The organism is Halobacillus andaensis (assembly GCF_014636475.1).
Classification (GTDB): domain Bacteria; phylum Bacillota; class Bacilli; order Bacillales; family Halobacillaceae; genus Halobacillus_A; species Halobacillus_A andaensis.
In genome coordinates, this window is record NZ_BMEL01000001.1 from 61,883 (window position 1) to 85,380 (window position 23,498).

Consider the following 23,498-nt stretch of genomic DNA (forward strand, 5'->3'; position numbering starts at 1 on the left):
TTTAACTTTAAGGAGTGGTACAGTGAAAGTTTCATTTCATGGACATTCAGTTGTTAAAGTAGAAGCGCAAAGTAAAACTATATTATTTGATCCGTATATTTCTGAAAATGGAAATACAGACTTAGATGCGGAAAACGTTCATGCTGATATCATTTTACTTACACATGGTCACAACGATCATGTAGGAGATACGGTTGAGATTGCGAAGCGCTGTGATTCTCAAATCATTGCCCCGTTTGAGCTTGCTACGTATTTAGGGAATAAAGGGTTAAATGCCCACCCAATGTACATTGGTGGAAGCCATACATTTGACTTTGGGACAGTTAAATTGACTCAAGCTTTTCATGGTTCTTCCTATACTGAAGAAGATGGTTCAATTGTATATACTGGAATGCCGACTGGAATCTTGTTGACTATTGAAGGGAAGACGATCTACCACATGGGTGATACAGGATTATTTTCTGATCTGAAAATGATTGGGGAACAAAATTCAATTGATTTAGCTTTCGTTCCTATCGGAGATAATTTCACCATGGGACCTGAAGATGGATTATTAGCTGCTGAGTGGATAAAAGCAAAACAGGTTGTGCCTATCCATTACAACACGTTTGAATTGATTGAACAGGACGGTAAAGGTTTTGCGGATCAAGTAAGACCTGGGAAAGGAAAAGCTCTTGAGCCGGGAGAAGCGATAGAACTGTAATAGACTTAAAAGCCCACATTTTTGTGGGCTTTTTTTATAAATTATCCTATCTCAGTCATTCGTATCTTCAAGAACGATTGCGGTCTAACTGTATCACTTGTATAATAACAATAATAGGGTGAAATACTAGTACAGTTAGAAAGATTGGTGATTTTATTGGCTACCAAACATGAACAGATTCTTGAACATATTGATTCTTTATCTGTTGGCAGCAAAATTTCAGTCAGGGGAATTGCAAAAGCTCTTAATGTAAGTGAAGGTACCGCATATAGAGCCATTAAAGAAGCGGAAAATCAAAATATGGTGAGCACCATTGAACGAGTAGGTACCATTAGGATTGAAAAAAAGAAAAAAGAAAATATTGAACGTCTAACTTTTGCAGAAATTACGAAAGTAGTAGATGGTCAAGTGTTAGGTGGTCGGGAAGGTTTACACAAGACCTTAAACAAATTTGTTGTAGGGGCTATGAAGCTTGAAGCTATGATGCGGTACACAGAAGCGGGGTCTTTATTAATTGTAGGAAACAGAACAAATGCCCATGAATTAGCAGTTAAAGAAGGGGCCGCTGTTTTAGTTACGGGTGGATTTGATACAACAGATAAAGTAAAAAAATTAGCCGACGAAAAAAAACTCCCAGTTATATCCACTAGCTATGATACATTTACAGTAGCCACAATGATTAACCGTGCCATTTATGATCAATTAATAAAGAAAGAAATAGTACTAGTAGATGATATTTACACGACGTTTGAAAAAGCAAGTTACTTAACGACGAAAGACTCTGTGGCGCGATGGCATGAACTAAATGAAAGCACGCACCATAGTCGTTACCCGGTTGTTGATTTAAAGAATCGAGTTGTTGGAATGGTAACCTCAAAGGACGTCATTAACAAGGATCCTTCATTAAAAATCGATAAAGTAATGACGAAGAATCCTATGACTGTCCAGACGAGAACTTCCCTTACAAATGCTGCTCACATGATGGTTTGGGAAGGAATTGAGTTGATGCCGGTCGTTGATCAAGCACAAAAGCTCCAAGGAATTATTTCAAGGCAGGATGTATTAAAAGCCTTACAAAACCTACAGCGCCAACCGCAAATTGGGGAAACAATAGATGACTTGGTAAGTAATCAATTGGAATTAAGTGAGGATGATGACCAAGTATTTAAACTGAGGACAACCGTTACACCCCAAATGACAAACCAGCTGGGAACACTTTCGTATGGTGTATTTACCTCTCTCATTACAGAAGCTTCGAGTCGACTATTAAGTAAACATAAGAAAGGCAATCTAGTAGTCGAGAACATCTCCCTTTTATTTATTAAGCCCGTACAACTTGAAAGCGAGATCGAGATAAAGCCTCAATTGTTAGAAATGGGAAGAAAAGTAGCTAAGGTAGACGTCGAGGTTAACCATGAGCATGCAGTGGTAGGAAAAGCTCTTCTCATGGCTCAGCTTATTGATCGATAAAAAAAAGTCGCTGTAATCAGCGACTTTTTTCACGAAGTTTTTGATATTCGTTTTGATAATGTTTGCTTGCTTTAAAGCCTAATCTAAATTGCATGACGCCTAAAATGAGAAACGCTATGCCAATAAATAGAGACAGTCTTGTTTCATAAAGTAAATACTGGTTGATACCAAAGAAGAAAATAAATATACCCAGCCACATTTTAGCTTTGCTATTTAAGTATTCTTGGGATAGAGGGTCTTTTGTTTTAACTACCATGACTTTATAGTATATATAAAGTATGAACGAGATAAGTATAATAGTCGGGAAAAGTATCAAAATAAATCGACTCCTGCTTAAAAAATATATTTCCGATGTTTATTGTAGCTTGTTTTTCAGTGTTTTGCTACCTCAATAATAGAAGTTATGGGATAATAGGATAAAGATTTGTAGAGAAAGAGGCTTGGTATGTATGACTCTCCATAAAATAATGGATGCGATTAAGCAGCACAAAACAATTATTATTCACCGTCATGTTCGACCTGATCCTGATGCCTTAGGATCTCAAGGAGGATTGGCTGAATTCATTCGTTATAATTTTCCTGAAAAAAAAGTTTTAATTACAGGAGAAAATGAACCTTCATTACAATTTTTGACGAAGATGGATGAGGTTTCTGACAAAGATTACGAAGGAGCTCTTGTCATTGTTTGCGATACAGCTAACCAACCGAGAATTGATGATCAAAGGTATGCTGAGGGAGCAATGTTAATTAAAATAGACCACCATCCTATAGTAGATGAATATGGTGATATTAGCTGGGTAGATACACAAGCAAGCTCTGCTTCAGAAATGGTATATTCTCTTTATAAAAAAATGGCTGAACAAGGGTATTCGTTAAATGAAAGAGCGGCCTCACTTCTATATGCCGGGATTGTTGGTGATACCGGCCGATTTTTGTTTCCGAGTACAACAGAAAAAACTTTTGCAGCAGCTTCTGAATTAGTGAGTTATAATTTCGACCGTCCAGAAATGTATAACCAACTTTATCGTACGCCTGTAAAAGTAGCTAAGCTTAAAGGCTATGTCTTAGAGAACTTCACCTTATATCCTCAAGGGTATAGTACAGTGCGCTTACCGAAAGATATATTAGATAAGTATGAAGTATCTCCTACAGAAACGAGTGCCATTGTAGGGTTATTAGGAGATATTGAAGGGATTTTGGCATGGGTTTACTTTGTGGAGGAAGAAGACAGCATTCGAGTACGTCTTCGTTCAAAAGGACCTATTGTAAATAAAATTGCAGAGAATCACAATGGTGGAGGACACCCTATGGCAGCAGGTGCTACCGCAAGCTCGTGGGAAGAAACAGACGTCATTGCGGAAGAGTTAAAGGAAGCATGTGCTTCATTTGCGAGAGACAATAAGTAAGTATGCCTCCTTTAATTCTCGATTGTAATAGATAAATGAAGTTGAAGCTGATTAGAAATGATAAGTCTTTCGACAGTAAGTGAATAAGTGAAATCTTCCACTACAAATTGTTTGTTTTCGATAATTGCGATTATAAGATCGCTTTGATCACTAATGTTTTCGATATCTTCTCCGGATAGACTTTGCAGTTGATCTTTAACCATGGAAGAAAGTTGGTGTTGGGTCAATTTGTCAATATGAAGGGTCTTAGCATTTGTGTAAGTGGGGACAATTTCCTGAATCGTTAAAATTTCATTTTTTTCTTCATCAGCTTCTTTCTCTTCATTTAAAAGACTTTCATACTTCGCTTCAAGCTCATTTAGCTCTGAAGCTAATTGAATATTTTCTTCTTCTAAATGTTCATGAAGCTGATCGTTAATGAAAACAAATAAAACGTACCCCGCAATCGCACCGAAGACGCATCCCGCATAAAACCGTCTCCACTCTCTTTTTCTTAATTGAGGGGGGATATACATTAAGTAACCTCCTCGCCTAATAACAGCTCAAATACAAATAAAGCGGCTTGAACGCCTCCCATGGCAGCAACAATAATCATCACTTGTTTAAATAGATCAAACGTTGATCCTTCGAAAATCCCTCTTTCAAAATTACTAATCGCATCAAATGTTCCTCCAATAGCTGCGACAATTGCCCAAATACGTAAACCTTTTGCAATTCTAAACATAGAAGTTAGAGGAGCTTCACCTGTAAGAAAACTTCCTATACTTCCAATTAAGGTACCACCCATAATAACTCCGAAAGCGATGAAGAAGCACTGGATCATTGATATGACTAATCTTTCTTCCATCTTTTCCCTCTTCCTTATAGAAGTATTGGTTTGTTAATATCCAAGCTATTCTTTAAAACTAAAATATATGCAAGACGCTTTTATACTCCTTGTGAATTCCATATAATAAATAATAGAGAGAAAGAGGTGAACGGTGATGTCTTATGCTCATTTGCAAGTACATAGTGGTTATAGCTTGATGAATAGTACGATCCAAATTCCTCTTTTAGTTCAACAAGCGAAGAAACTCGGATTTACTTCACTTGCTTTAACAGATAATGATGTTTTAAGTGGTGCGATTTCTTTCTATCAGAAATGCAGGGAGGAAGGAATAAAGCCTATTATCGGTTTGCGTTTAGCAGTGTCATTTAAGAATGAACGAATTCCTGTTACCTTGCTGGCTAAAAATAAAAAAGGTTATGAGGCATTGTTGCGCCTAAGTACAAAAGCCCACATTGAGGAAGAGGAACTGCAATTAAATGACTTTACTCCATCAGCTGATGATTTAGTAGCGGTTATTACCGTTTCAGATACATCCTGGGGTTCCTCGATCCTCCATAAATCTTTTAATAGGGTAGAAGAGGAAGTAGAGGAATGGCGTCACATATTTAAGAATTTTTATCTTGGGGTCAAAGATCATGGAGTTCAGGCGGAGAAACAGCTTCATCCCGAGTTAAAAGATTGGACCGATACTTTACAAATTCCGGTCACTGTCATGAATCCTGTGAAATATTTAGAAAAAGAAGATGCCGAAGCTTATCACTGTTTACGTGCTATGGCTCAAAATGAACCTGAACAAGAAAACAGGGATACATATCAAGACCATCAATATTTAAAATCACCGAGCGAGATGGAAACGTATTTTAAAGGTTGGTGGCCGGAAGTATTAGAAAATAACAAAGCGATCGTAGATTTATGTGAAGTAGAGCTGGAATTAAATCAAACATTGCTGCCTTCTTATCCGGTACCCAAAGGAGAGTCAGCGGATCACTATTTAAGAAAGCTCTGCTTGGACAATTTGAAGGTGAAATACCCTAAAGGCGATGTAAATGCCCAGCAAAGGTTAGACCATGAGTTAGAAGTCATTACTTCAATGAACTTTAGTGACTATTTCCTGATTGTCTGGGATTTCATTGACTACGCTCGAAACGAAGGGATTGAAGCTGGGCCGGGCCGAGGGTCAGCTGCGGGGTCTATTGTTAGTTATTTACTTGGTATTACTCAGGTCGACCCTTTGGCTTATGATTTATTATTTGAACGATTTTTAAATCCTGAGCGCATAACGATGCCTGATATTGATATCGACTTTCCAGATGATCGCAGGGATGAAGTGATTGAGTATGTTGCGAATAAATATGGGCAAGATCATGTTGCTCAAATTTGCACATTTGGGACATTTGCAACGAGAAGTGTACTTAGAGAACTATTTAAAGTGCTTCGAATTGATGAGAGCGATGCAGCGTTCATTTTAAAACAGTTACCTGGAGGGACCAGTCATTCTTTAAAAACAGCTGTACAGCAATCAGAGCCTCTCAAAGACTATATTCGATCATCCCCTCAATTAATAAAACTTTTTAGGGTAGCTTCGAAACTAGAAGGCTTACCAAGGCACGTTTCGACTCATGCTGCTGGCGTCGTCATTAGTGAGCACCCCTTAATGAATTACACAGCATTAATGCAAGGACAAGGTGAAGTTCTGCTCACTCAAATGGCTATGGGAGATTTAGAGAATATAGGTCTATTGAAAATGGATTTCTTAGGGTTAAGAAACTTGTCCTTATTAAGGAGAATGGAATCAAAAATAAGAAGTTATAAACAGGCTGATTTCCGTTATAGTAAGGTGAATCTTAATGATAGAAAAACCTTTGATCTTTTGCAGCAAGGTCGCACGAATGGTGTTTTTCAGCTAGAGTCTCAGGGGATGAAGAGTGTTCTTAGGAGGTTACAACCAAGTCATTTTGAAGACGTAGTCGCTGTTAATGCTCTATACCGTCCAGGTCCGATGGAATATATTCCTGTCTATATTAAACGGAAACATAATTTGGAAAAGGTGAGTTATCCCCACCATGTTTTACAACCGATCCTTCAAAAGACTTTTGGTGTATTAGTGTATCAGGAGCAAATCATGCAGGTAGCTCAAAAAGTGGCAGGGTATTCTTTAGGTGAAGCAGATTTACTGCGTCGTGCTGTCAGTAAGAAGCAAAAGGATGTTTTAGAACATCAGCAAGAACAATTTGTGACTCGTTCCATGCGCAATGGACATGAAAGAGAAGTAGCTGTTCAGCTGTTTCAATGGATCGTAAAATTCTCAAACTATGGGTTCAATAGAAGCCACGCTGTGGCTTACAGCTTTATTTCTTATCAATTAGCCTATATTAAAGCTCATTTTCCTTCCGTATTTATGGCAGAATTAATAAATTCTACATTAGGGGATAAAGAGAAACTAGCTTCCTATGTTAGAGAGGCAAAAGAACTTCAATTGAAGGTTAGACCGCCATCGGTTAATCACAGCTATCCTTATGCTGCAGATGAGCAAGGGGCCATTCGTTTAGGTTTCCTTTCCATAAAAGGGATTGGATATTCTGCTGCTCAAGCTATTGTAGAAGAAAGAAAGAAAGGGAAGTACAAGAGCCTCCATGATTTTTGTCTTCGATTACAAGCAAAAGAAATCAGTCGAAATATATTAGAAGTTCTTATTATCTCGGGAGCTTTTGATGAGCTTCAACAAAATAGAGCTAGCTTGTTGGCAAGTATTGATCAGGCGTTGGAGCAAGGTGAACTTTTCAGAGAGTTTCAAGATTTGCCGGAATTATTTTATCAAGATTTAGAAATAGAAGGGCACGTAACTTCTACTGAACCTTTCCCTATTTTAAAACAGTTATCTTTAGAGAAAGAAGTATTAGGAACATATTTATCAAACCATCCTTTAGAGGCCCACCGTGATAACTTGACCGCTGATGGTTATTTGACTCTAAGAGAGAGCTCACAGCTGAAAAGTAAGCGATCAGTTCAAACCGCGGCAGTTGTAGATGAAGTAAAAGAAATACGCACCAAACGGGGGGACCCAATGGCATTTCTTACAATAAGCGATGAGACGGATGAAATGGAAGCTGTATTATTTCCTGATGTTTATCGAGGGGTGAAACAATGGTTGAAGGACAATCAACTCGTTGTGATTCAAGGTAATATTTCAGAAAGAAATGAAAAGAGTCAGTGGATCATTAATCACATTTCTAACTTTAATAACGTTAATTTATCCTCTGAAAAAAAGAGGCTATTTATAAAAACTACAAAAAAAGAGGAGCAGTTATTACTAGAAAGATTAAGAAAAGTTGCTTCTTATTTCCCGGGCAATACGGAGGTGATCGTTTTTGTAGAAGAAGATAGGAAAACGTATCAACTTGACGATTCTTATCAATTAAAACCGACAGAAGCCTGTTTGAGAAAGTTATATGAATTCTTTGGAGAGGAATCCGTAGTTTTAAAAAAAGAATAACTTGAATCGAGAGAAAATTAGAAATCTTAGTCCAGTAATTTGAGGTTCTTTACACAAACTGTTCATCTGTTATAATTAAGAGGTTAATGGTGGTCTGACCACTCGATTCGGAATTATTTTATAGTTTCTAAAGGAGCGTGTACCTGTGACAAATTTGAGAGATGAAGCACTACATATACATCGTGCTAATAAAGGTAAACTAGAGACAAACTCAAAAGTACCTGTAAGGAATGCTAAGGATCTGAGCTTAGCCTATTCCCCAGGGGTAGCTGAACCTTGCAAAGAAATCTATGACCATAAGGACACTGTCTATGATTATACGATGAAAGGGAATATGGTAGCCGTAGTAAGTGATGGTTCGGCTGTTCTAGGTCTTGGCAATATAGGGCCAGAAGCAGCTCTGCCAGTCATGGAGGGTAAAGCTGCTTTGTTTAAAAGCTTTGCAGGAGTCGACGCTTTCCCTATTTGTTTAAATACTAGAGACATTGATCAAATTGTTCAAACCGTTAAATTAATGGAACCAACATTTGGCGGCGTGAATTTAGAAGATATTGCAGCTCCTAACTGCTTTATTATAGAAGAACGATTAAAAAAGGAAACGAACATCCCGATTTTCCACGATGATCAGCATGGTACAGCCATCGTAACTGTAGCAGGTTTAATGAACGCTCTCAAAATTACTGGAAAAAGCTTCTCTGAAATTAAAGTGGTCGCCAATGGTGCAGGAGCAGCCGGCATAGCTATTATAAAACTACTTTATCATTTTGGTGTAAGAGACATTATTATGTGTGATTCTAAGGGAGCAATTTATGAAGGGCGTCCTTCAGGAATGAACGATGTCAAAGATGAAATTGCTAAGATCACGAATAAAGATAAACAAGAAGGAAATCTTGAAGAAGTAATGGAAGGCGCAGATGTCTTTATTGGTGTTTCTGTTGGTGGACTTCTATCGAAAGAAATGGTTTCACGTATGAATGATGATGCTATTATCTTTGCCATGGCTAACCCCGAACCTGAAATTATGCCGGATGATGCAAAAGAAGCTGGCGCTAGGGTTATTGGTACAGGACGCTCAGATTTTCCAAATCAGGTGAACAACGTATTAGCTTTCCCTGGGATTTTTAGAGGGGCATTGGATGTTCGAGCTACTCGAATTAATGAAAAGATGAAAATTGCAGCAGCAGAAGCAATTGCAGCGTTGGTAAGTGAAGAGGATTTGAATGAGGACTACGTCATTCCTGCGCCTTTTGATGCTCGTGTAGCTCCTGCTGTAGCAGCGAGTGTGGCTAAAGCTGCAATGGAGTCTGGAGTTGCGCGACATCACGTTGATCCTGAAGAGGTAGCCGAGAAAACAAGGTACCTTACATTAATAGATGAAGAGGATTAAACCTTGGAGAAAGGCCATTGGCTTTTCTCCTTGAATTTTGTCACTATGAAAGGGGCCTGTTCGATGACCCATACTTTGGCCGAAAAAGTGTATGAAGGAGTATTAGAACAGATCAAAGCTTACATTGAAGATAAGAAGCTTAAGCCAGGCGACAAATTACCTTCTGAAAGAATGTTCAGTGAGTTGTTGCAAGTGGGAAGATCTTCTATTCGTGAAGCTTTGCGTGCCCTTGAACTGTTAGGATTAATAGAAACAAGGCGCGGCGAAGGAACCTTTATGAGAGCCTACCGCCCATACCATATGGTCGGTTTGTTATCGAAGTTTCTTTTGAATGATACTAGATCTAGAGAAGAGCTATTAACAGCAAAGCAAATGCTTGAAAAAGAAATTTTACTATTATCCGCCGGTCAATTATCACAGGAACAACTAGATGAATTGAGCAGGTTAATTCCTGATGAACAAAATAGTCAAAAGCATCAAAAAATGTTCACTTATTTATTTGAACAATGCCACCATCCACTGCTATTATCTATGTGGCAATTTATTAGCGGATTTACACATACTGTTCATGATATTACGTATACTCCGGATATGTATAAACGATTTTATCAATCGTTATCGAACCATAAATCCAAAGAGCATATCTACTCTTTGTTTTAATATAGATCAATCGGGCAATTGTACACTCGACAGCTTTCGTTAACAAATGCACGAGAATTTTTGTATTATGACATAGAACATAGAAATGAGCCTTGTCCTAAAGGAGGAATCACCTTGCTAAGAGATTTTTTCAGCAAGAAAAAGCGCTATGCATCCATACCAAGTCAAGAGGCAAAACAGGATGTACCTGAAGGGCTAATGCAAAAATGCCCAAGCTGCCAAAAGATTTTTTATAGAAAAGAACTTATTCGGAATATGAACGTTTGTCCTCATTGTGATCATCACCACAGTTTAAATGCCTTCGAAAGAATTGAGCATTTATTTGATGAAAACTCCTTTGAAGAATGGGACAAGAATATGATCTCCACAAACCCTCTTCAATTTCCAGATTATGAAGAGAAGCTTGAAAAGGATCGCATGAAATCCGCTTTAAACGAAGCAGTAGTTACAGGAAAGTCATCTCTTGATGGGAATAAAACAGCAGTAGCTATCATGGATTCTCGTTTCCGAATGGGAAGCATGGGGTCCGTTGTAGGAGAAAAAATTACGAATGCAATAGAGAATGCTAGAAAAGAAAAGCTTCCTTTCATCATTTTTACTGCATCCGGAGGAGCACGTATGCAAGAAGGTGTCTTAAGCTTAATGCAAATGGGCAAAACTTCAGTGGCTTTACGAAGACTTCACGAAGAAGGCGGATTATTTATTTCCGTCATGACGCACCCTACTACTGGTGGAGTATCAGCTAGTTTTGCCTCTGTCGGTGATTATAATTTCGCTGAACCAGGAGCATTAATTGGATTTGCCGGACGCCGCATCATAGAGCAAACAATTCGTGAAAAACTTCCTGATGACTTCCAGACTGCAGAGTTTTTACTGCAGCATGGGCAATTAGACAGAGTTGTCCACCGTCATGATATGAAAGCTACCCTTTCCACTGTTCTAGACATTCATTGTAAGGGAGGGAACCTCTGATGAAACACGTGTTAGAATTTGAAAAACCGGTCATTGAGCTTCGAGAAAAAATAACTGAATTAAAAAGGTTAACGGAAGAAAGCGAAATGGATTTAAGTGAAGAAATTACTACACTTGAAAAGCGGTTGGAGAAATTAGAAAAAGATGTGTATGATCGGATGGCTCCTTGGGATCGAGTGCAAATGGCTCGCCACCCTGAACGTCCTACTACATTAGATTATATTGAGTATTTATTCAGTGACTTCTTGGAGTTACATGGAGATCGTTTATTCGGTGACGATGAAGCCATTGTATCAGGCATTGCGAAGTTTAATAATCAGCCTGTAACAGTAATTGGCCATCAGCGTGGGAAAGATACGAAAGAGAATATTAAACGAAACTTTGGTATGCCCCACCCTGAAGGATACCGTAAAGCATTGCGCCTGATGAAGCAAGCGGAGAAATTCAATCGGCCGATCATTACGTTTATTGATACGAAGGGTGCTTATCCAGGAAAAGCGGCAGAAGAAAGAGGTCAAAGCGAAGCCATCGCTAGAAACCTTGTAGAAATGGCAGGCTTAACAGTACCTGTAATTTGTGTGGTTATAGGTGAAGGAGGTAGTGGAGGAGCATTAGGTTTAGGAATCGGTGATCGAATCTATATGCTTGAGAATTCCACATACTCAGTTATTTCACCAGAAGGAGCCGCCGCTTTATTATGGAAAGATTCGAATTTAGCTCAAAAAGCAGCAGAGACTATGAAAATTACTGCTCAAGACTTGAAAGAGCTTAAGGTGATTGATGAGGTTATTCCAGAAATACGTGGCGGGGCCCATAGAGATATTGAAAAACAGGCCGAAAGAATGGAAGAATATATACAAAATGCTCTTATAGAACTTCAGCAAAAAAGTGAAGAACTTCTGTTAGAAGAACGTTTTGACAAATATAAAAAAATTGGCGATTACACACAACTTAATATATAATTAGACACGGAAAATGAATAGATCCTCCTTGTTAAAGGAAGTCGCACTAAACTTATTGTGCGACTTTTGTCATATTATGGGGATGGTGACGCTTTCATAGAGGGTGATATGGTTTTATTAATAGAGTAATTGGGCACACAGATTAAAAAGAACTACTTTTGAGGTGATGGAATATGAAGAGAATTGGTGTTTTAACCAGTGGTGGAGATGCACCAGGCATGAATGCCGCTATCCGAGCGGTCGTTCGTAAAGCAATTTTTCATGGGGTTGAAGTGTACGGTATTGAGCATGGTTACCAAGGTTTAATTGAAGGATCAATCAAAAAGATGGAACTAGGTTCAGTTGGAGATATCATTCAGCGTGGAGGAACGATGCTTTACTCTGCACGCTGTGAAGAGTTCAAAACAGAAGAAGGACAAGAGAAAGGCATTCAACAACTAAAAAAACATGGAATTGAAGGCCTGATTGTAATTGGTGGAGACGGAAGCTTTAGAGGTGCTAAGAAATTAACTGAAAAAGGTTATCCGTGTATTGGAGTTCCTGGCACAATTGACAATGACATTCCTGGAACAGATTTCACGATCGGATTTGACACAGCTTTAAATACAGTAATTGATGCCATAGATAAAATTCGTGATACAGCTACTTCTCATGAGCGTACTTATGTCATTGAAGTAATGGGAAGAGATGCTGGTGATTTAGCACTATGGGCTGGACTGGCTGATGGTGCAGAAAGTATTATTATTCCTGAGATGGAAGATGAGTTTGATGAAGTAATTGAACGATTAAAGCGAGGCCATGAGCGTGGCAAAAAGCACAGTATAATTATAGTGGCTGAAGGAGTAACAAGCGGAGTAGATTTCAGTAAGAGAGTGGAAAAGGCTACTGATCTTGAGACGCGGGTAACTGTTTTAGGCCATACACAACGTGGAGGCTCTCCATCTGGAAGAGACCGTGTATTAGCCAGCCGACTAGGAGCTTACGCTGTCGACCTGCTTATGAAAGGTAAAGCAGGCTGTATGGTAGGGATTGAAAATAATGAATTAGTCGATCATGACATTTTAGAAGTTCTAAATCGCGAGCATTCCATTGATATAGATATGTATCGTCTGTCGAAGGAACTTTCTATATAATTTTAAAGTTAATGAGGCTTTTGAGGAGGAAAAAGAATGATTAGAAAAACAAAGATTGTAAGTACGATTGGACCGGCTTCAGAATCTGTAGAGATTCTTACTGATCTTATTAATTCTGGTATGAACGTAGCTCGCTTAAACTTTTCTCACGGAGATTTTGAAGAGCATGGAGCTCGAATTAAAAACATTCGTGAAGCTGCTTCCGTTACAGGTAAGACTGTAGCTATTCTTTTGGACACGAAAGGGCCAGAAATTCGTACAGGCGAATTAAAAGGTGGAGAAGCTTATTTGGAAAAAGGGAATACAGCATATGTAAGTATGGAGAACATACAGGGCGATGCTGAACGTTTTTCCGTTACCTATCCTGGCCTAATTAACGATGTACATCCTGGTTCTAAAATCCTTCTTGATGATGGGTTAGTTGAATTGCAAGTGGAAGAAGTGCTCAAAGATCAAAACGAAATTAAGACTACCGTTCTAAACAATGGTCTTCTTAAAAATAAAAAAGGTGTTAACGTCCCTAACGTTAGTGTGAACCTTCCGGGTATAACTGAAAAAGATGCCAAAGATATTGAGTTTGGAATTGAACAGGATGTAGACTTTATTGCTGCCTCATTCGTTCGTCGTGCTTCAGATGTATTGGAAATTAAAGAGTTACTTGAAAAAAATAACGCAGGTCATATTCAAATTATTCCTAAGATCGAAAACCAAGAAGGTGTCGATAACATTGATGACATTCTAGAAGTAAGTGATGGTTTAATGGTCGCACGTGGAGATCTTGGGGTAGAGATTCCTCCTGAAGATGTGCCGCTTGTGCAAAAACAATTGATCCGTAAATGCAATAAAGCAGGTAAGCCTGTTATCACAGCTACGCAAATGCTGGACTCTATGCAGCGCAATCCTAGACCGACTCGTGCAGAGGCTTCTGACGTTGCAAATGCTATTTTTGACGGTACGGATGCGATTATGCTTTCTGGTGAGACAGCAGCGGGTGATTATCCGCGTGAAGCAGTACAAACGATGAGTAATATTGCAACGAAAACAGAAACAGGACTAAACTATAAAGCGATTCTTGACGAACGTTCTAAGCATAGTGATATGACGATTACGGATGCGATCAGCCAGTCCGTTACCCACACAGCAATTAACTTGCAGGTGAACGCCGTTGTAACACCAACGGAGAGCGGACATACAGCACGTATGATCTCTAAGTATCGCCCTCAAGCTCCAATTGTAGCCATCACTTCTAGTGAACGAGTAAACCGTAAGCTTTCCCTGGTTTGGGGTGTGTATGCGGTAATGGGACCTCAATCTGAATCAACTGATGATATGCTAGATGTAGCTGTTGACCGTGGACTTGCTTCTGGTATTGTCTCACGTGGAGACCGAGTCATTATTACCGGTGGAGTCCCTGTTGGAGAGAGTGGTACCACTAATCTTATGAAAGTGCATGTCATTGGAGATGTTTTATTAAAAGGACAAGGAGTAGGTCGTAAAAGTGCCTACGGACGTGTTGTGGTAGCTAAGGACGCACAAGACGCTATTGATCGTGTAGAAGAAGGAAACATCTTAGTAACATATGGGACGGACCGTGATATGATGCCTGCAATTGAAAAAGCTGGCGGTATCATCACTCAAGAAGGTGGACTAACTTCTCATGCAGCTGTGGTTGGTTTAAGCTTAGGAATTCCAGTTATTGTAGGTGTAGAAGAAGCCTTCGATAAGATTAAAGATGGGTCTGACTTAACAATGGACAGTACGCGCGGCGATATTTATGAAGGTCATGCAAGTGTCCTATAATTACGAGTAAAGAAGACAGAGATTGAGTTCTCTGTCTTTTTCTTTCGCTTGTTAATCTAATATTCGATATAATAGAGGAAATGGTGAAGAAGAAAGGGAGATCATATGTTTCGCTGGTTGTTATTGTTTATTTTAATTGTGCCAGCTTTAGAAATTGGGTTATTGATTTGGGCAGGAAATTTAGTAGGACCATGGTGGGTCATACTGCTAATCTTATTAACAGGTGTCTTAGGAGCCTGGTTAGCCAAACAACAAGGATTAGAGACGATTCGAAAACTGCAAACCTCAGTCGGTAATCATGAGCTTCCAGGGGAAGCTTTGTTAGATGGGGCATGTATTTTAGTGGGAGGAGCTGTCCTTCTTACTCCAGGCTTCATTACGGACGCTATAGGGTTTATGCTGCTAATACCTGCAACGAGATCGCCCCTAAAGAGCGGTTTGCGTCGTTTAATTAATAAAATGATGGATCGTAATACGATTACAATCTATAGAAAATAATGAGTCTTGAGGGCTGCTGGCCTTATTTGAACAGTAGCCCTTTTTTCAAGGCCTCTATTTACCCATGATAAAATTCCATAACTGAATAGGCACTCCAGAAGTAATCAAGGCTTTCCCAAATGCAATAATAATAGGGGTAATAAGAATGGCCAAACCGCCCCAAATTTGAAAACCTAGGAAGAGACCGATTAGTAGGATAAGAGGGTGTATACCAAAATGAGAAGCTAATATTTTGGGCTCAAAAAGCTGCCTGCATATAACGACAGCCATATAAATGATGGACAGTTGGATGGTAAGCATAAATTGATCTGTCAAAAAAGAATAAATAATCCAGGGAATGAAAATAATACCAGTTCCAATGTAGGGTATTAAATCAATGATCCCTGCTAGCAAAGTCATTAAAAAAGGATGAGGGTGCAGAATAAATAACATACCTGAAAAAACAATGAACATAGTAATAGCCATCAAAACGAGTTGGGCTTTAACGAGCTGCTTGATCGTTAATTTAAAGTTTGACCATACCTTTTTTATGGGGGAACGCAACCTTTTTGAAAAGTAATTTTGAAAAAGATTTTTTATTTTATCCCAATCTTTACTGATGAAAAATGTGGAAAGAAATATAATGCCAAATGCCATTAAAATGCTTGGCAAATTTGCTAGTCCTCCACTGAATAGCTGCAATAATGCATGTAATTGTTCAATTCCAAATTGAACGAACCGTTGCTTTATATCCTCTAAATATCTGTAGATCGAATCACCAAAGGATGGATCAAAGGAGCCCACCCAGCTTTTCAGATAAGATAAAATAAAATCAACCCAGTTAAGGAATTGGTCGTGAAAAACATTAATGGCCTGTACATATCCTGAAAAATCTTGATTCGATAGGCCTTGAATTAATTCCACTACCCTGGTAATGATAGCAGCAAAGATACTTACAAATACACTGACAATAACCCCTATAATGATAAGTATGGCAAGGGATTTCGGAAGTCGCAGTCTTTCGTGTAAAAGTCTTACAAAAGGTTGAATGAACCAAGATAAAGCAAAGGCTATAATAAAAGGAAATAAGAAATTCCAAGTTAAATAAAATAAAAAATAAAGACTGATTCCGCCTAATAAAACAAACAATAAGCGAGTTAATTGTGGAAGGTTAAATGAGTCCATTTAAGGTTCCCCTTTAAATAGAAATATAGAAAGTTTTGCTATAAATTGTTGGAAATTAACCGGTTTCAATTCACATTCAAGTCAGAATACTTTATAATTGTCGGTGGGGAAGAAATCCTAGTATAGTTTATAAAGAATTAGTAAAGCGTTTTCTCGGACTTCAGGAGGGAATGTAGCATTATTTCAAAAGGAGAGATCTTATGGCATCAACTAAAGGTTTAGAAGGTATTACAGCTACAGAGTCGACTATTAGTTCGATCATTGATGACAAATTAACCTATGTAGGTTATGACATTGATGATTTAGCCAACCACTCTAGTTTTGAAGAAGTGGTTTACTTATTATGGAACCAAAAACTTCCTAAAGAAAACGAGCTAAAAGAGTTTAGAGAAGAGCTCGTCTCTAATATGGACATTCCAGACGAAGTGATTGCACACCTTAAGTCATATGATTTATCAACCGTTCATCCAATGGCTGCGCTGCGTACAGCTATTTCAATGCTGGGATTATTTGATCCTGAAGCAGACGAAATGGACGAGGCAGCAAACAAAAGAAAAGCTGTTCGTTTACAAGCGAAAATTTCAACTGTAGTAACAGCTTTCTCTCGAATCCGTAAAGGGCAGGACCCTGTATCTCCTAAAAAAGATTTAAGCTTTGCTGCTAACTTTTTATATATGTTAAACAATAAGGAACCTGAAGACGTAGAAATTGAGGCAATGAATAAGGCACTTGTTTTACATGCTGATCATGAATTGAATGCTTCAACTTTTACGGCTCGTGTATGTGTTGCAACGTTATCTGATGTTTATTCAGGAGTTACTGCGGCAATTGGTGCACTAAAAGGTCCTTTACACGGAGGTGCTAATGAACGTGTAATGCAAATGTTGACGGAAATCGATTCTGTTGAGAATGCCATTCCAGCTATCGAAAAGAAACTTGAAAACAAAGAAAAAATCATGGGAATGGGTCACCGAGTATATCGCAACGGAGATCCGCGTGCTAAGCACCTTAAAGAAATGTCTCGTGAGCTAACTGAGTTAACGGGTCATTCCAAATATTATGAGATGTCTATTAAGATTGAAGATTACATCAAAGAAAACAAAGGACTTCCAGCTAATGTGGACTTCTATTCCGCCTCTGTTTATCACAGCCTGGGAATCGACCACGATCTTTTTACTCCAATTTTTGCTGTGAGCCGTGTTTCAGGATGGTTAGCACATATCTTAGAGCAATATGCTGACAATCGTCTCATCCGTCCAAGAGCAGAATATGTAGGTCCCAAAGGACAAACATATAAACCAATTGAACAACGCTAATTCTAAAGAGTTAGCTTGCGCTTTTTATTGTGATTAATTTAACGTATGATGAAGAGGGGTGTAATATCCCTTTTTAATCTAGCAATTATTTTAGGAGGGTTTATTTTGGCACAATCTAAGAAAATCTCAGTAGAACAAAACGGAAGTTTAAACGTACCTGATCGTCCAATCATTCCATATATTGAAGGAGATGGCATTGGCCCGGATATTTGGGCTTCAGCTAGCCGCGTGATCGAAGCAGCTGTTGATAAAGCATACAATGGACAAAAATCTATTGAATGGAAAGAAGTTCTTGCAGGGCAGAAAGCATACGATAAAACGGGCGAATGGCTGCCTGGAGAGACTTTGGACACGATTCGTGACTATAAAATTGCCATTAAAGGTCCATTAACGACCCCAATCGGTGGAGGTATTCGTTCACTAAACGTTGCACTTCGTCAGGAGCTAGATTTATTTACTTGTCTTCGTCCAGTTCGCTACTTTGAAGGTGTTCCTTCTCCTGTTAAGCGTCCTGAAGACACTGACATGGCTATTTTCCGTGAAAACACTGAAGATATCTATGCTGGTATCGAATGGCAGCAAGGCACACCTGAAGTGAAAAAAGTGATCGATTTCCTTCAAGATGAGATGGGTGTACATAACATTCGTTTCCCTGAAACTTCTGGAATCGGTATCAAACCAGTTTCTGAAGAAGGTACGAAACGTCTAGTTCGTGCGGCAATCGACTATGCATTAAATGAAGGTCGTAAAAACGTAACCCTAGTACACAAAGGAAACATTATGAAGTTTACTGAAGGTTCCTTTAAAAATTGGGGATACGAAGTGGCTCAAGAAGAATATGGAGAGAAAGTATTCACATGGGCTGAATATGACCGTATCGTTGAAAAAGAAGGAAAGGATGCCGCTAATGCTGCACAGGATAAAGCGGAAGCTGAAGGCAAGATCATCGTTAAAGATGCAATTGCTGATATCTTCTTGCAGCAAATCCTTACTCGTCCAAAAGAATTTGATGTTGTTGCAACGATGAACCTAAATGGAGATTATATTTCTGATGCACTTGCTGCTCAAGTTGGTGGTATAGGAATCGCTCCAGGAGCAAACATTAACTTCGAAACTGGGCATGCTATTTTCGAAGCTACTCACGGAACTGCTCCAAAATATGCAGGACTAGATAAAGTGAACCCGTCTTCTGTTATTTTGTCTGGAGTACTCATGCTTGAGCACCTAGGATGGAGAGAAGCAGCTGAGCTTATTTCTCAGTCCATGGATAAGACAATTGGCAGCAAAGTTGTAACTTATGACTTTGCACGTATGATGGACGGCGCTACTGAAGTGAAATGTTCTGAATTCGGTGATGCTCTAATCAAAAATATGGACTAAGAGGGGGATCATTATGGCGATTCGCAGAAATAAAATTTCAGTTATCGGGAGTGGATTTACTGGTGCCACGACGGCTTTAATGCTTGCTCAAAAAGAACTAGGAGATGTGGTATTAGTCGATATTCCAGATATGGAAGATCCGACAAAGGGTAAAGCGCTGGATATGCTTGAGGCTAGCCCCGTGCAAGGGTTTGACGCGAAAGTTACAGGTACAGCAAATTATGAAGATACAGAAGGTTCTGATCTTGTCATCATTACGGCAGGTATCGCTAGAAAGCCTGGGATGAGTCGTGATGATCTAGTAAATACGAACTCTAAAATCATGAAGACCGTGACGAAGGAGATTGTAAAATATTCCCCTGATTGCTACATCGTGGTCTTAACAAACCCAGTTGACGCAATGACTTACTCTGTATTCCAAGAAGCTGGACTTCCTAAGAACCGTGTCATTGGCCAGTCTGGTGTGCTTGATACAGCTCGCTTCCGTACTTTTGTCGCTGAAGAGCTTAATGTTTCAGTGAAAGATGTAACTGGATTTGTTCTTGGCGGCCACGGCGATGACATGGTGCCGCTAGTACGCTACTCATTTGCTGGAGGAATTCCACTTGAGAAGCTTATTTCTAAAAAGCGTTTAGATGAAATCGTTCAACGCACTCGTACAGGCGGCGGTGAAATTGTAGGCTTACTTGGTAACGGAAGTGCATACTATGCACCTGCCGCTTCTCTTACTCAGATGGCTGAAGCGATCCTTAAGGATCAACGTCGCATTCTTCCTGCAATCGCTTATCTTGAAGGTGAATACGGATACGAAGGTATTTATCTTGGGGTCCCAACCATCTTAGGTGGTAATGGAATTGAAGAGATCATCGAACTAGATTTAACAGAAGAAGAGAAAAAGCAACTTGATCAATCAGCTGACTCTGTTAAAAACGTCCTAAATGTATTAAACTAATAATAGAAGGATTCGAGGCTTATCCTCGAATCCTTTTTTACTTTATGAAATGTAGGAGATGAACGAGGGATTATCAGCTACTGATGGATAATTTTTATTTAATCAATTATGTAAACGTTTTCTAAAGGAGTGTGGCGGAATGTTAGGGAAGAAAAGAAAGTTAGGTAAAAAAATTCAAGATCTTAAGGTTGGGGATTCTTACACTTCATCTTTTTCTATTGAAGATAAGGATCTGCTTATGTACCTGGGATTAACCGATGATGCGAATCCACTATATATCCAACACGATTATGCTTCAGAAACACCTTATAACCGACCAATTGTTCCCACTGTGATGATTTTCGGAAAGGTTTCTTCTATCATTTCTATGCACTTACCCGGGCCAGGGAGTCATATCTTCAAGCAAGAGCTGGATTATCCCAACCCCCTGTTTCATTACAGTGAGGTCAAGATCACTGCAGAAATTAGCTTAATTCATAAAAATGATCACTATATAGATGTTATGATTAATGGTTACGATGAAGAGGGGGATGAAATTGTAAGGGGAAAGGTTTCGGTGCGTCCACCGTATGAACCGAAGTCGATGAATGCAAGCTCGTTGGAAAACTTTTATTAACTCAAAGCTTGGGGCTGACTTAGGTCAGTCTTTTTTTGTTTGGAAAAATCTGTTTGTTATTTCTGTGTAAAAATTGTAAAGAAACGTGCCAAACTGTAAACTAGTATGTATCATAAAGGTATATACAATTTATGCTTGCTGGGGGGACTTCTAATGAACCAAAAGATTTTAATAGTAGATGATGAAGAATCGATTGTAACCTTGCTTAAATACAATATAGATCAAGCGGGTTATGAGACAGAGGTGGCCTACACAGGAAGTGAAGCTTTAGAGAAAGCTTCAACCACAACTTACGACATGATCGTTCTAGATGTAATGCTCCCAGAGATGGATGGAATGGAGGTTTGCAAACAGTTACGTCAAAAACAAGTACAGACACCTATCCTTATGCTCACTGCAAAGGATGATGAGTTTGACAAGGTGTTAGGTTTAGAGCTGGGTGCAGACGATTACTTGACCAAGCCCTTCAGCCCTAGGGAAGTAGTAGCTAGAATTAAGGCGATATTACGTAGAATGGTTCGTGAACCTGCAGAAGATACACCTCCAACCATTCAAATTGCTGATTTAACCATTTATCCCGAGCAATACGAAGCGACAATTAAAGATGAACCACTAGTGTTCACTCCAAAAGAATTTGAATTGCTCTATTATTTAGCTCAAAATATTGGTCGTGTGCTATCTAGAGACCAGCTTTTAAGTGCGGTCTGGAATTATGATTTCGCTGGAGATACGCGGATCGTGGATGTTCACGTAAGTCATTTAAGAGAAAAAATTGAACCTGATACTAAAAAACCTGTATATATTAAAACGATTCGCGGTTTAGGTTATAAAATGGAGGTTCCAAAATAAATGAGGTCGAGGACTAGACCTTTATTAACTTATACGGTATTAGTCATTATCGTTATGGTGAGTTTGGGCGTTCTATTGGCACAGCTGACACGCAGTTATTTTATTACAATTTTTGAAGAAAGAATTTCTGTTGAGAGCGAATATTTCGTAACGTATGTTGAAGGTTTTTTAGAAGATGATCAAGTTACCGATGAATCTTTGAATGAATTTAGTGAACAGATTAATACCAGTTTAGTCTTTATATCTAATGAGGATGAATTGTTAATTGATACAGTAGAAGCAAATGAACAAGTGACTGAAGAGGATAAAACTATGATTATTAACCTTGTTCAACGAAGTGAGGAATCCATGAGACAGGGGAAGTTACTTGATAACGTTTTTTACTACCCTCTTCCCCAAACTATAGGAGATACTTCAGGTACGCTTATTCTCATATCTCCGGTTGAATCTTTATCTAATATCACCAAAAATATCTGGTTGATTATCGGGCTGACCTTGTTGATTGGTCTAGTTGCTATCTTTTTTATTGGATACAATGTTTTTTCAAACTACATTCGGCCGATTAGATCTGCAGCAGGAGTAGCTGATGAATTAGCTAAAGGTAACTATAAAGCTAGAACGTATGAAGGACATTTCGGGGAAGCGGGTCAACTAAGCCGTTCCATAAACATTCTTGCTAGAAACCTTCAAAAAATGACCAGTTCAAAAGGAATGCAAGAGAACCAGCTTGAAGCGGTTATAAATAATATGGGTAGTGGATTAATTCTTATTGATGAGAAAGGTTATATCCAACTCGTGAACCGTGCATTTCTAGACAGTTTCGGAGGAACAAAGCCTGATTACGTCGGGTACCTTTATCACGATGCGATTCCTTTTACCACCATTCATGAAACTGTTCAAAATATTTATATGTTTGAAGAAACAGTAAGCGAAACGTTTATTCTGCCTGTAGATATTAACCGTAAACACCTTGAAGTTACAGGGGCTCCTATCTTCAGTGATAAAAAGAAATGGAAAGGCATTGTTTTAGTTTTTCATGATATTACTGACATGAAGAAACTTGAACAAATGCGTAAGGACTTTGTTGCCAATGTATCTCATGAGTTAAAAACACCGATTACTTCTATACGAGGGTTTTCAGAGACGCTTTTAGATGGGGCGATGAAGGACGAGCAGATGTTAAATCAGTTCCTTGAGATTATTTTAAAAGAAAGTGAGCGACTCCAGTCGCTTATTCAAGATTTACTTGAGCTTTCCAAAGTAGAAAGAGAAGATTTTCACCTGACAATTGAACAAATCAATATGCAGAATTTCTTGCGCGATCTCGTTCCTATGATCGAACATCAAGCTGCTCAAAGAAATATATCATTGCAAGCTAACATTAGTGGAAGTACTTTAGTTGAAGGTGATTCAAGCAGGCTGAAGCAAGTCTTTATTAACTTAATGTCTAACGCAATTAATTATACAGGAGAAAATGGGGAAGTCCGCTTAGATTTTCAAGAATACAATGATCATGTCGTTGTAAGTATTGAAGATAACGGAGTGGGGATCCCAGAAGAAGAAATCCCTAGAATATTTGAACGATTTTATCGTGTAGACAAAGCGAGAAGCCGCAATTCAGGAGGCACTGGGCTTGGACTTGCGATTGTAAAACACATTGTAGAAGCTCACCATGGCTCGATCCAGGTAGAAAGTGAAGTAGGTAAAGGGACAATTTTCCATGTCAAACTTATTAAAGAATTTACAAACAATTAATACTATATTGAAAAGAAATTTACGTTTTTTTGATACGATACAGTTGAAACCCTTTCATCCAAGGTGTTTTCTCTTGATGAGCAGAAGCTTCCCTCGCTTCTGCTCTTTTTTTTGTAGTTTTTTCTTCTTCTAAAGGAACGTGATAGAATAGAG

The 23,498-nt window shown here is 38.8% G+C and carries 21 protein-coding genes; 17 read left to right on the plus strand and 4 right to left on the minus strand.

The window, feature by feature from the left end; genetic code table 11:
* Positions 1–22: 22 nt before the first annotated feature.
* A complete protein-coding gene (locus IEV27_RS00320) occupies positions 23–703 on the plus strand; it encodes a metal-dependent hydrolase (protein ID WP_188375475.1) in 681 nt (226 codons plus the stop codon).
* Between the two features lie 156 nt (positions 704–859).
* Entirely contained in the window at positions 860–2,173 is a 1,314-nt protein-coding gene (locus IEV27_RS00325; RefSeq protein ID WP_188375476.1) for a DRTGG domain-containing protein, read from the plus strand.
* Positions 2,174–2,189: 16 nt separating this feature from the next.
* Here the strand turns inward: IEV27_RS00325 and IEV27_RS00330 are convergent, their stop codons facing one another.
* Positions 2,190–2,489, minus strand: coding sequence for a YtpI family protein (locus IEV27_RS00330; RefSeq protein ID WP_188375477.1), 300 nt, complete (start codon positions 2,487–2,489; stop codon positions 2,190–2,192).
* A gap of 133 nt (positions 2,490–2,622) precedes the next feature.
* Here IEV27_RS00330 and IEV27_RS00335 point away from each other — a divergent pair, with 133 nt between their 5' ends.
* The gene (locus IEV27_RS00335; RefSeq protein WP_188375478.1) at positions 2,623–3,579 is read left to right on the plus strand and encodes a DHH family phosphoesterase; all 957 of its coding nucleotides are present in this window, start codon (positions 2,623–2,625) and stop codon (positions 3,577–3,579) included.
* Between the two features lie 11 nt (positions 3,580–3,590).
* On the opposite strand, the gene ytrI is transcribed toward IEV27_RS00335, so the two are convergent.
* Positions 3,591–4,094: a sporulation membrane protein YtrI gene (gene ytrI / locus IEV27_RS00340; protein ID WP_188375479.1), complete on the minus strand. Its 504-nt coding sequence runs from the start codon at positions 4,092–4,094 to the stop codon at positions 3,591–3,593.
* Positions 4,094–4,426 (minus strand): sporulation membrane protein YtrH, encoded by a 333-nt coding sequence (gene ytrH / locus IEV27_RS00345; RefSeq protein WP_188375480.1) that lies wholly within the window; start codon positions 4,424–4,426, stop codon positions 4,094–4,096. The genes ytrI and ytrH overlap by 1 nt, the downstream gene beginning before the upstream one ends.
* 136 nt (positions 4,427–4,562) lie before the next feature.
* On the opposite strand from ytrH, the gene dnaE reads away from it, so the two are divergent.
* The 8 genes from dnaE to IEV27_RS00385 all read left to right on the plus strand — a co-directional run bounded on the left by dnaE (position 4,563) and on the right by IEV27_RS00385 (position 15,313).
* Positions 4,563–7,901: a DNA polymerase III subunit alpha gene (gene dnaE / locus IEV27_RS00350; RefSeq protein WP_188375481.1), complete on the plus strand. Its 3,339-nt coding sequence runs from the start codon at positions 4,563–4,565 to the stop codon at positions 7,899–7,901.
* 145 nt (positions 7,902–8,046) lie between these two features.
* Positions 8,047–9,288: an NADP-dependent malic enzyme gene (gene ystJ, locus IEV27_RS00355; RefSeq protein WP_188375482.1), complete on the plus strand. Its 1,242-nt coding sequence runs from the start codon at positions 8,047–8,049 to the stop codon at positions 9,286–9,288.
* A 63-nt stretch (positions 9,289–9,351) separates the two neighbouring features.
* Positions 9,352–9,948: a FadR/GntR family transcriptional regulator gene (locus IEV27_RS00360; RefSeq protein WP_188375483.1), complete on the plus strand. Its 597-nt coding sequence runs from the start codon at positions 9,352–9,354 to the stop codon at positions 9,946–9,948.
* A gap of 114 nt (positions 9,949–10,062) precedes the next feature.
* Complete coding sequence (accD, locus tag IEV27_RS00365; RefSeq protein WP_188375484.1) at positions 10,063–10,920, plus strand: acetyl-CoA carboxylase, carboxyltransferase subunit beta; 858 nt, start codon at positions 10,063–10,065, stop codon at positions 10,918–10,920.
* Positions 10,920–11,882, plus strand: coding sequence for an acetyl-CoA carboxylase carboxyl transferase subunit alpha (gene accA, locus IEV27_RS00370; RefSeq protein ID WP_188375485.1), 963 nt, complete (start codon positions 10,920–10,922; stop codon positions 11,880–11,882). Before accD ends, accA begins: the two co-directional genes overlap by 1 nt.
* A gap of 173 nt (positions 11,883–12,055) precedes the next feature.
* Complete coding sequence (gene pfkA / locus IEV27_RS00375; protein WP_188375486.1) at positions 12,056–13,015, plus strand: 6-phosphofructokinase; 960 nt, start codon at positions 12,056–12,058, stop codon at positions 13,013–13,015.
* A gap of 39 nt (positions 13,016–13,054) precedes the next feature.
* Positions 13,055–14,815 carry a pyruvate kinase gene (gene pyk / locus IEV27_RS00380; protein ID WP_188376770.1) on the plus strand — a complete coding sequence of 587 codons (1,761 nt, stop codon included), beginning with the start codon at positions 13,055–13,057 and terminating at the stop codon, positions 14,813–14,815.
* A gap of 105 nt (positions 14,816–14,920) precedes the next feature.
* The gene (locus tag IEV27_RS00385) at positions 14,921–15,313 is read left to right on the plus strand and encodes an FxsA family protein (RefSeq protein ID WP_188375487.1); all 393 of its coding nucleotides are present in this window, start codon (positions 14,921–14,923) and stop codon (positions 15,311–15,313) included.
* A 54-nt stretch (positions 15,314–15,367) separates the two neighbouring features.
* On the opposite strand, the gene ytvI is transcribed toward IEV27_RS00385, so the two are convergent.
* Positions 15,368–16,477 (minus strand): sporulation integral membrane protein YtvI, encoded by a 1,110-nt coding sequence (gene ytvI, locus IEV27_RS00390; RefSeq protein WP_188375488.1) that lies wholly within the window; start codon positions 16,475–16,477, stop codon positions 15,368–15,370.
* Between the two features lie 200 nt (positions 16,478–16,677).
* Here ytvI and citZ point away from each other — a divergent pair, with 200 nt between their 5' ends.
* The 6 genes from citZ to pnpS all read left to right on the plus strand — a co-directional run bounded on the left by citZ (position 16,678) and on the right by pnpS (position 23,345).
* The gene (gene citZ, locus IEV27_RS00395; RefSeq protein ID WP_188375489.1) at positions 16,678–17,793 is read left to right on the plus strand and encodes a citrate synthase; all 1,116 of its coding nucleotides are present in this window, start codon (positions 16,678–16,680) and stop codon (positions 17,791–17,793) included.
* A gap of 105 nt (positions 17,794–17,898) precedes the next feature.
* A complete protein-coding gene (gene icd / locus IEV27_RS00400) occupies positions 17,899–19,173 on the plus strand; it encodes an NADP-dependent isocitrate dehydrogenase (protein WP_188375490.1) in 1,275 nt (424 codons plus the stop codon).
* A gap of 13 nt (positions 19,174–19,186) precedes the next feature.
* Positions 19,187–20,125, plus strand: a complete 939-nt coding sequence (gene mdh / locus IEV27_RS00405) for a malate dehydrogenase (protein WP_188375491.1) — start codon at positions 19,187–19,189, stop codon at positions 20,123–20,125.
* Between the two features lie 139 nt (positions 20,126–20,264).
* Entirely contained in the window at positions 20,265–20,741 is a 477-nt protein-coding gene (locus tag IEV27_RS00410; protein WP_188375492.1) for a hotdog family protein, read from the plus strand.
* Positions 20,742–20,894: 153 nt separating this feature from the next.
* On the plus strand, positions 20,895–21,590 hold the full coding sequence (locus IEV27_RS00415) for a response regulator transcription factor (RefSeq protein WP_188375493.1): 696 nt from the start codon (positions 20,895–20,897) through the stop codon (positions 21,588–21,590).
* Positions 21,591–23,345, plus strand: coding sequence for a two-component system histidine kinase PnpS (gene pnpS, locus IEV27_RS00420; protein WP_188375494.1), 1,755 nt, complete (start codon positions 21,591–21,593; stop codon positions 23,343–23,345).
* Positions 23,346–23,498 lie beyond the last annotated feature (153 nt).

Coding starts and splice junctions, on each gene's coding strand:
- IEV27_RS00335 (WP_188375478.1), top strand. CDS start 2,623: ATGACTCTCCATAAAATAATGGATGCGATTAAGCAGCACAAAACAATT.
- ytrI (WP_188375479.1), bottom strand. CDS start 4,094: ATGTATATCCCCCCTCAATTAAGAAAAAGAGAGTGGAGACGGTTTTAT.
- ytrH (WP_188375480.1), bottom strand. CDS start 4,426: ATGGAAGAAAGATTAGTCATATCAATGATCCAGTGCTTCTTCATCGCT.
- dnaE (WP_188375481.1), top strand. CDS start 4,563: ATGTCTTATGCTCATTTGCAAGTACATAGTGGTTATAGCTTGATGAAT.
- IEV27_RS00360 (WP_188375483.1), top strand. CDS start 9,352: ATGACCCATACTTTGGCCGAAAAAGTGTATGAAGGAGTATTAGAACAG.
- accA (WP_188375485.1), top strand. CDS start 10,920: ATGAAACACGTGTTAGAATTTGAAAAACCGGTCATTGAGCTTCGAGAA.
- pfkA (WP_188375486.1), top strand. CDS start 12,056: ATGAAGAGAATTGGTGTTTTAACCAGTGGTGGAGATGCACCAGGCATG.
- IEV27_RS00385 (WP_188375487.1), top strand. CDS start 14,921: ATGTTTCGCTGGTTGTTATTGTTTATTTTAATTGTGCCAGCTTTAGAA.
- ytvI (WP_188375488.1), bottom strand. CDS start 16,477: ATGGACTCATTTAACCTTCCACAATTAACTCGCTTATTGTTTGTTTTA.
- citZ (WP_188375489.1), top strand. CDS start 16,678: ATGGCATCAACTAAAGGTTTAGAAGGTATTACAGCTACAGAGTCGACT.
- mdh (WP_188375491.1), top strand. CDS start 19,187: ATGGCGATTCGCAGAAATAAAATTTCAGTTATCGGGAGTGGATTTACT.
- IEV27_RS00410 (WP_188375492.1), top strand. CDS start 20,265: ATGTTAGGGAAGAAAAGAAAGTTAGGTAAAAAAATTCAAGATCTTAAG.
- IEV27_RS00415 (WP_188375493.1), top strand. CDS start 20,895: ATGAACCAAAAGATTTTAATAGTAGATGATGAAGAATCGATTGTAACC.
- pnpS (WP_188375494.1), top strand. CDS start 21,591: ATGAGGTCGAGGACTAGACCTTTATTAACTTATACGGTATTAGTCATT.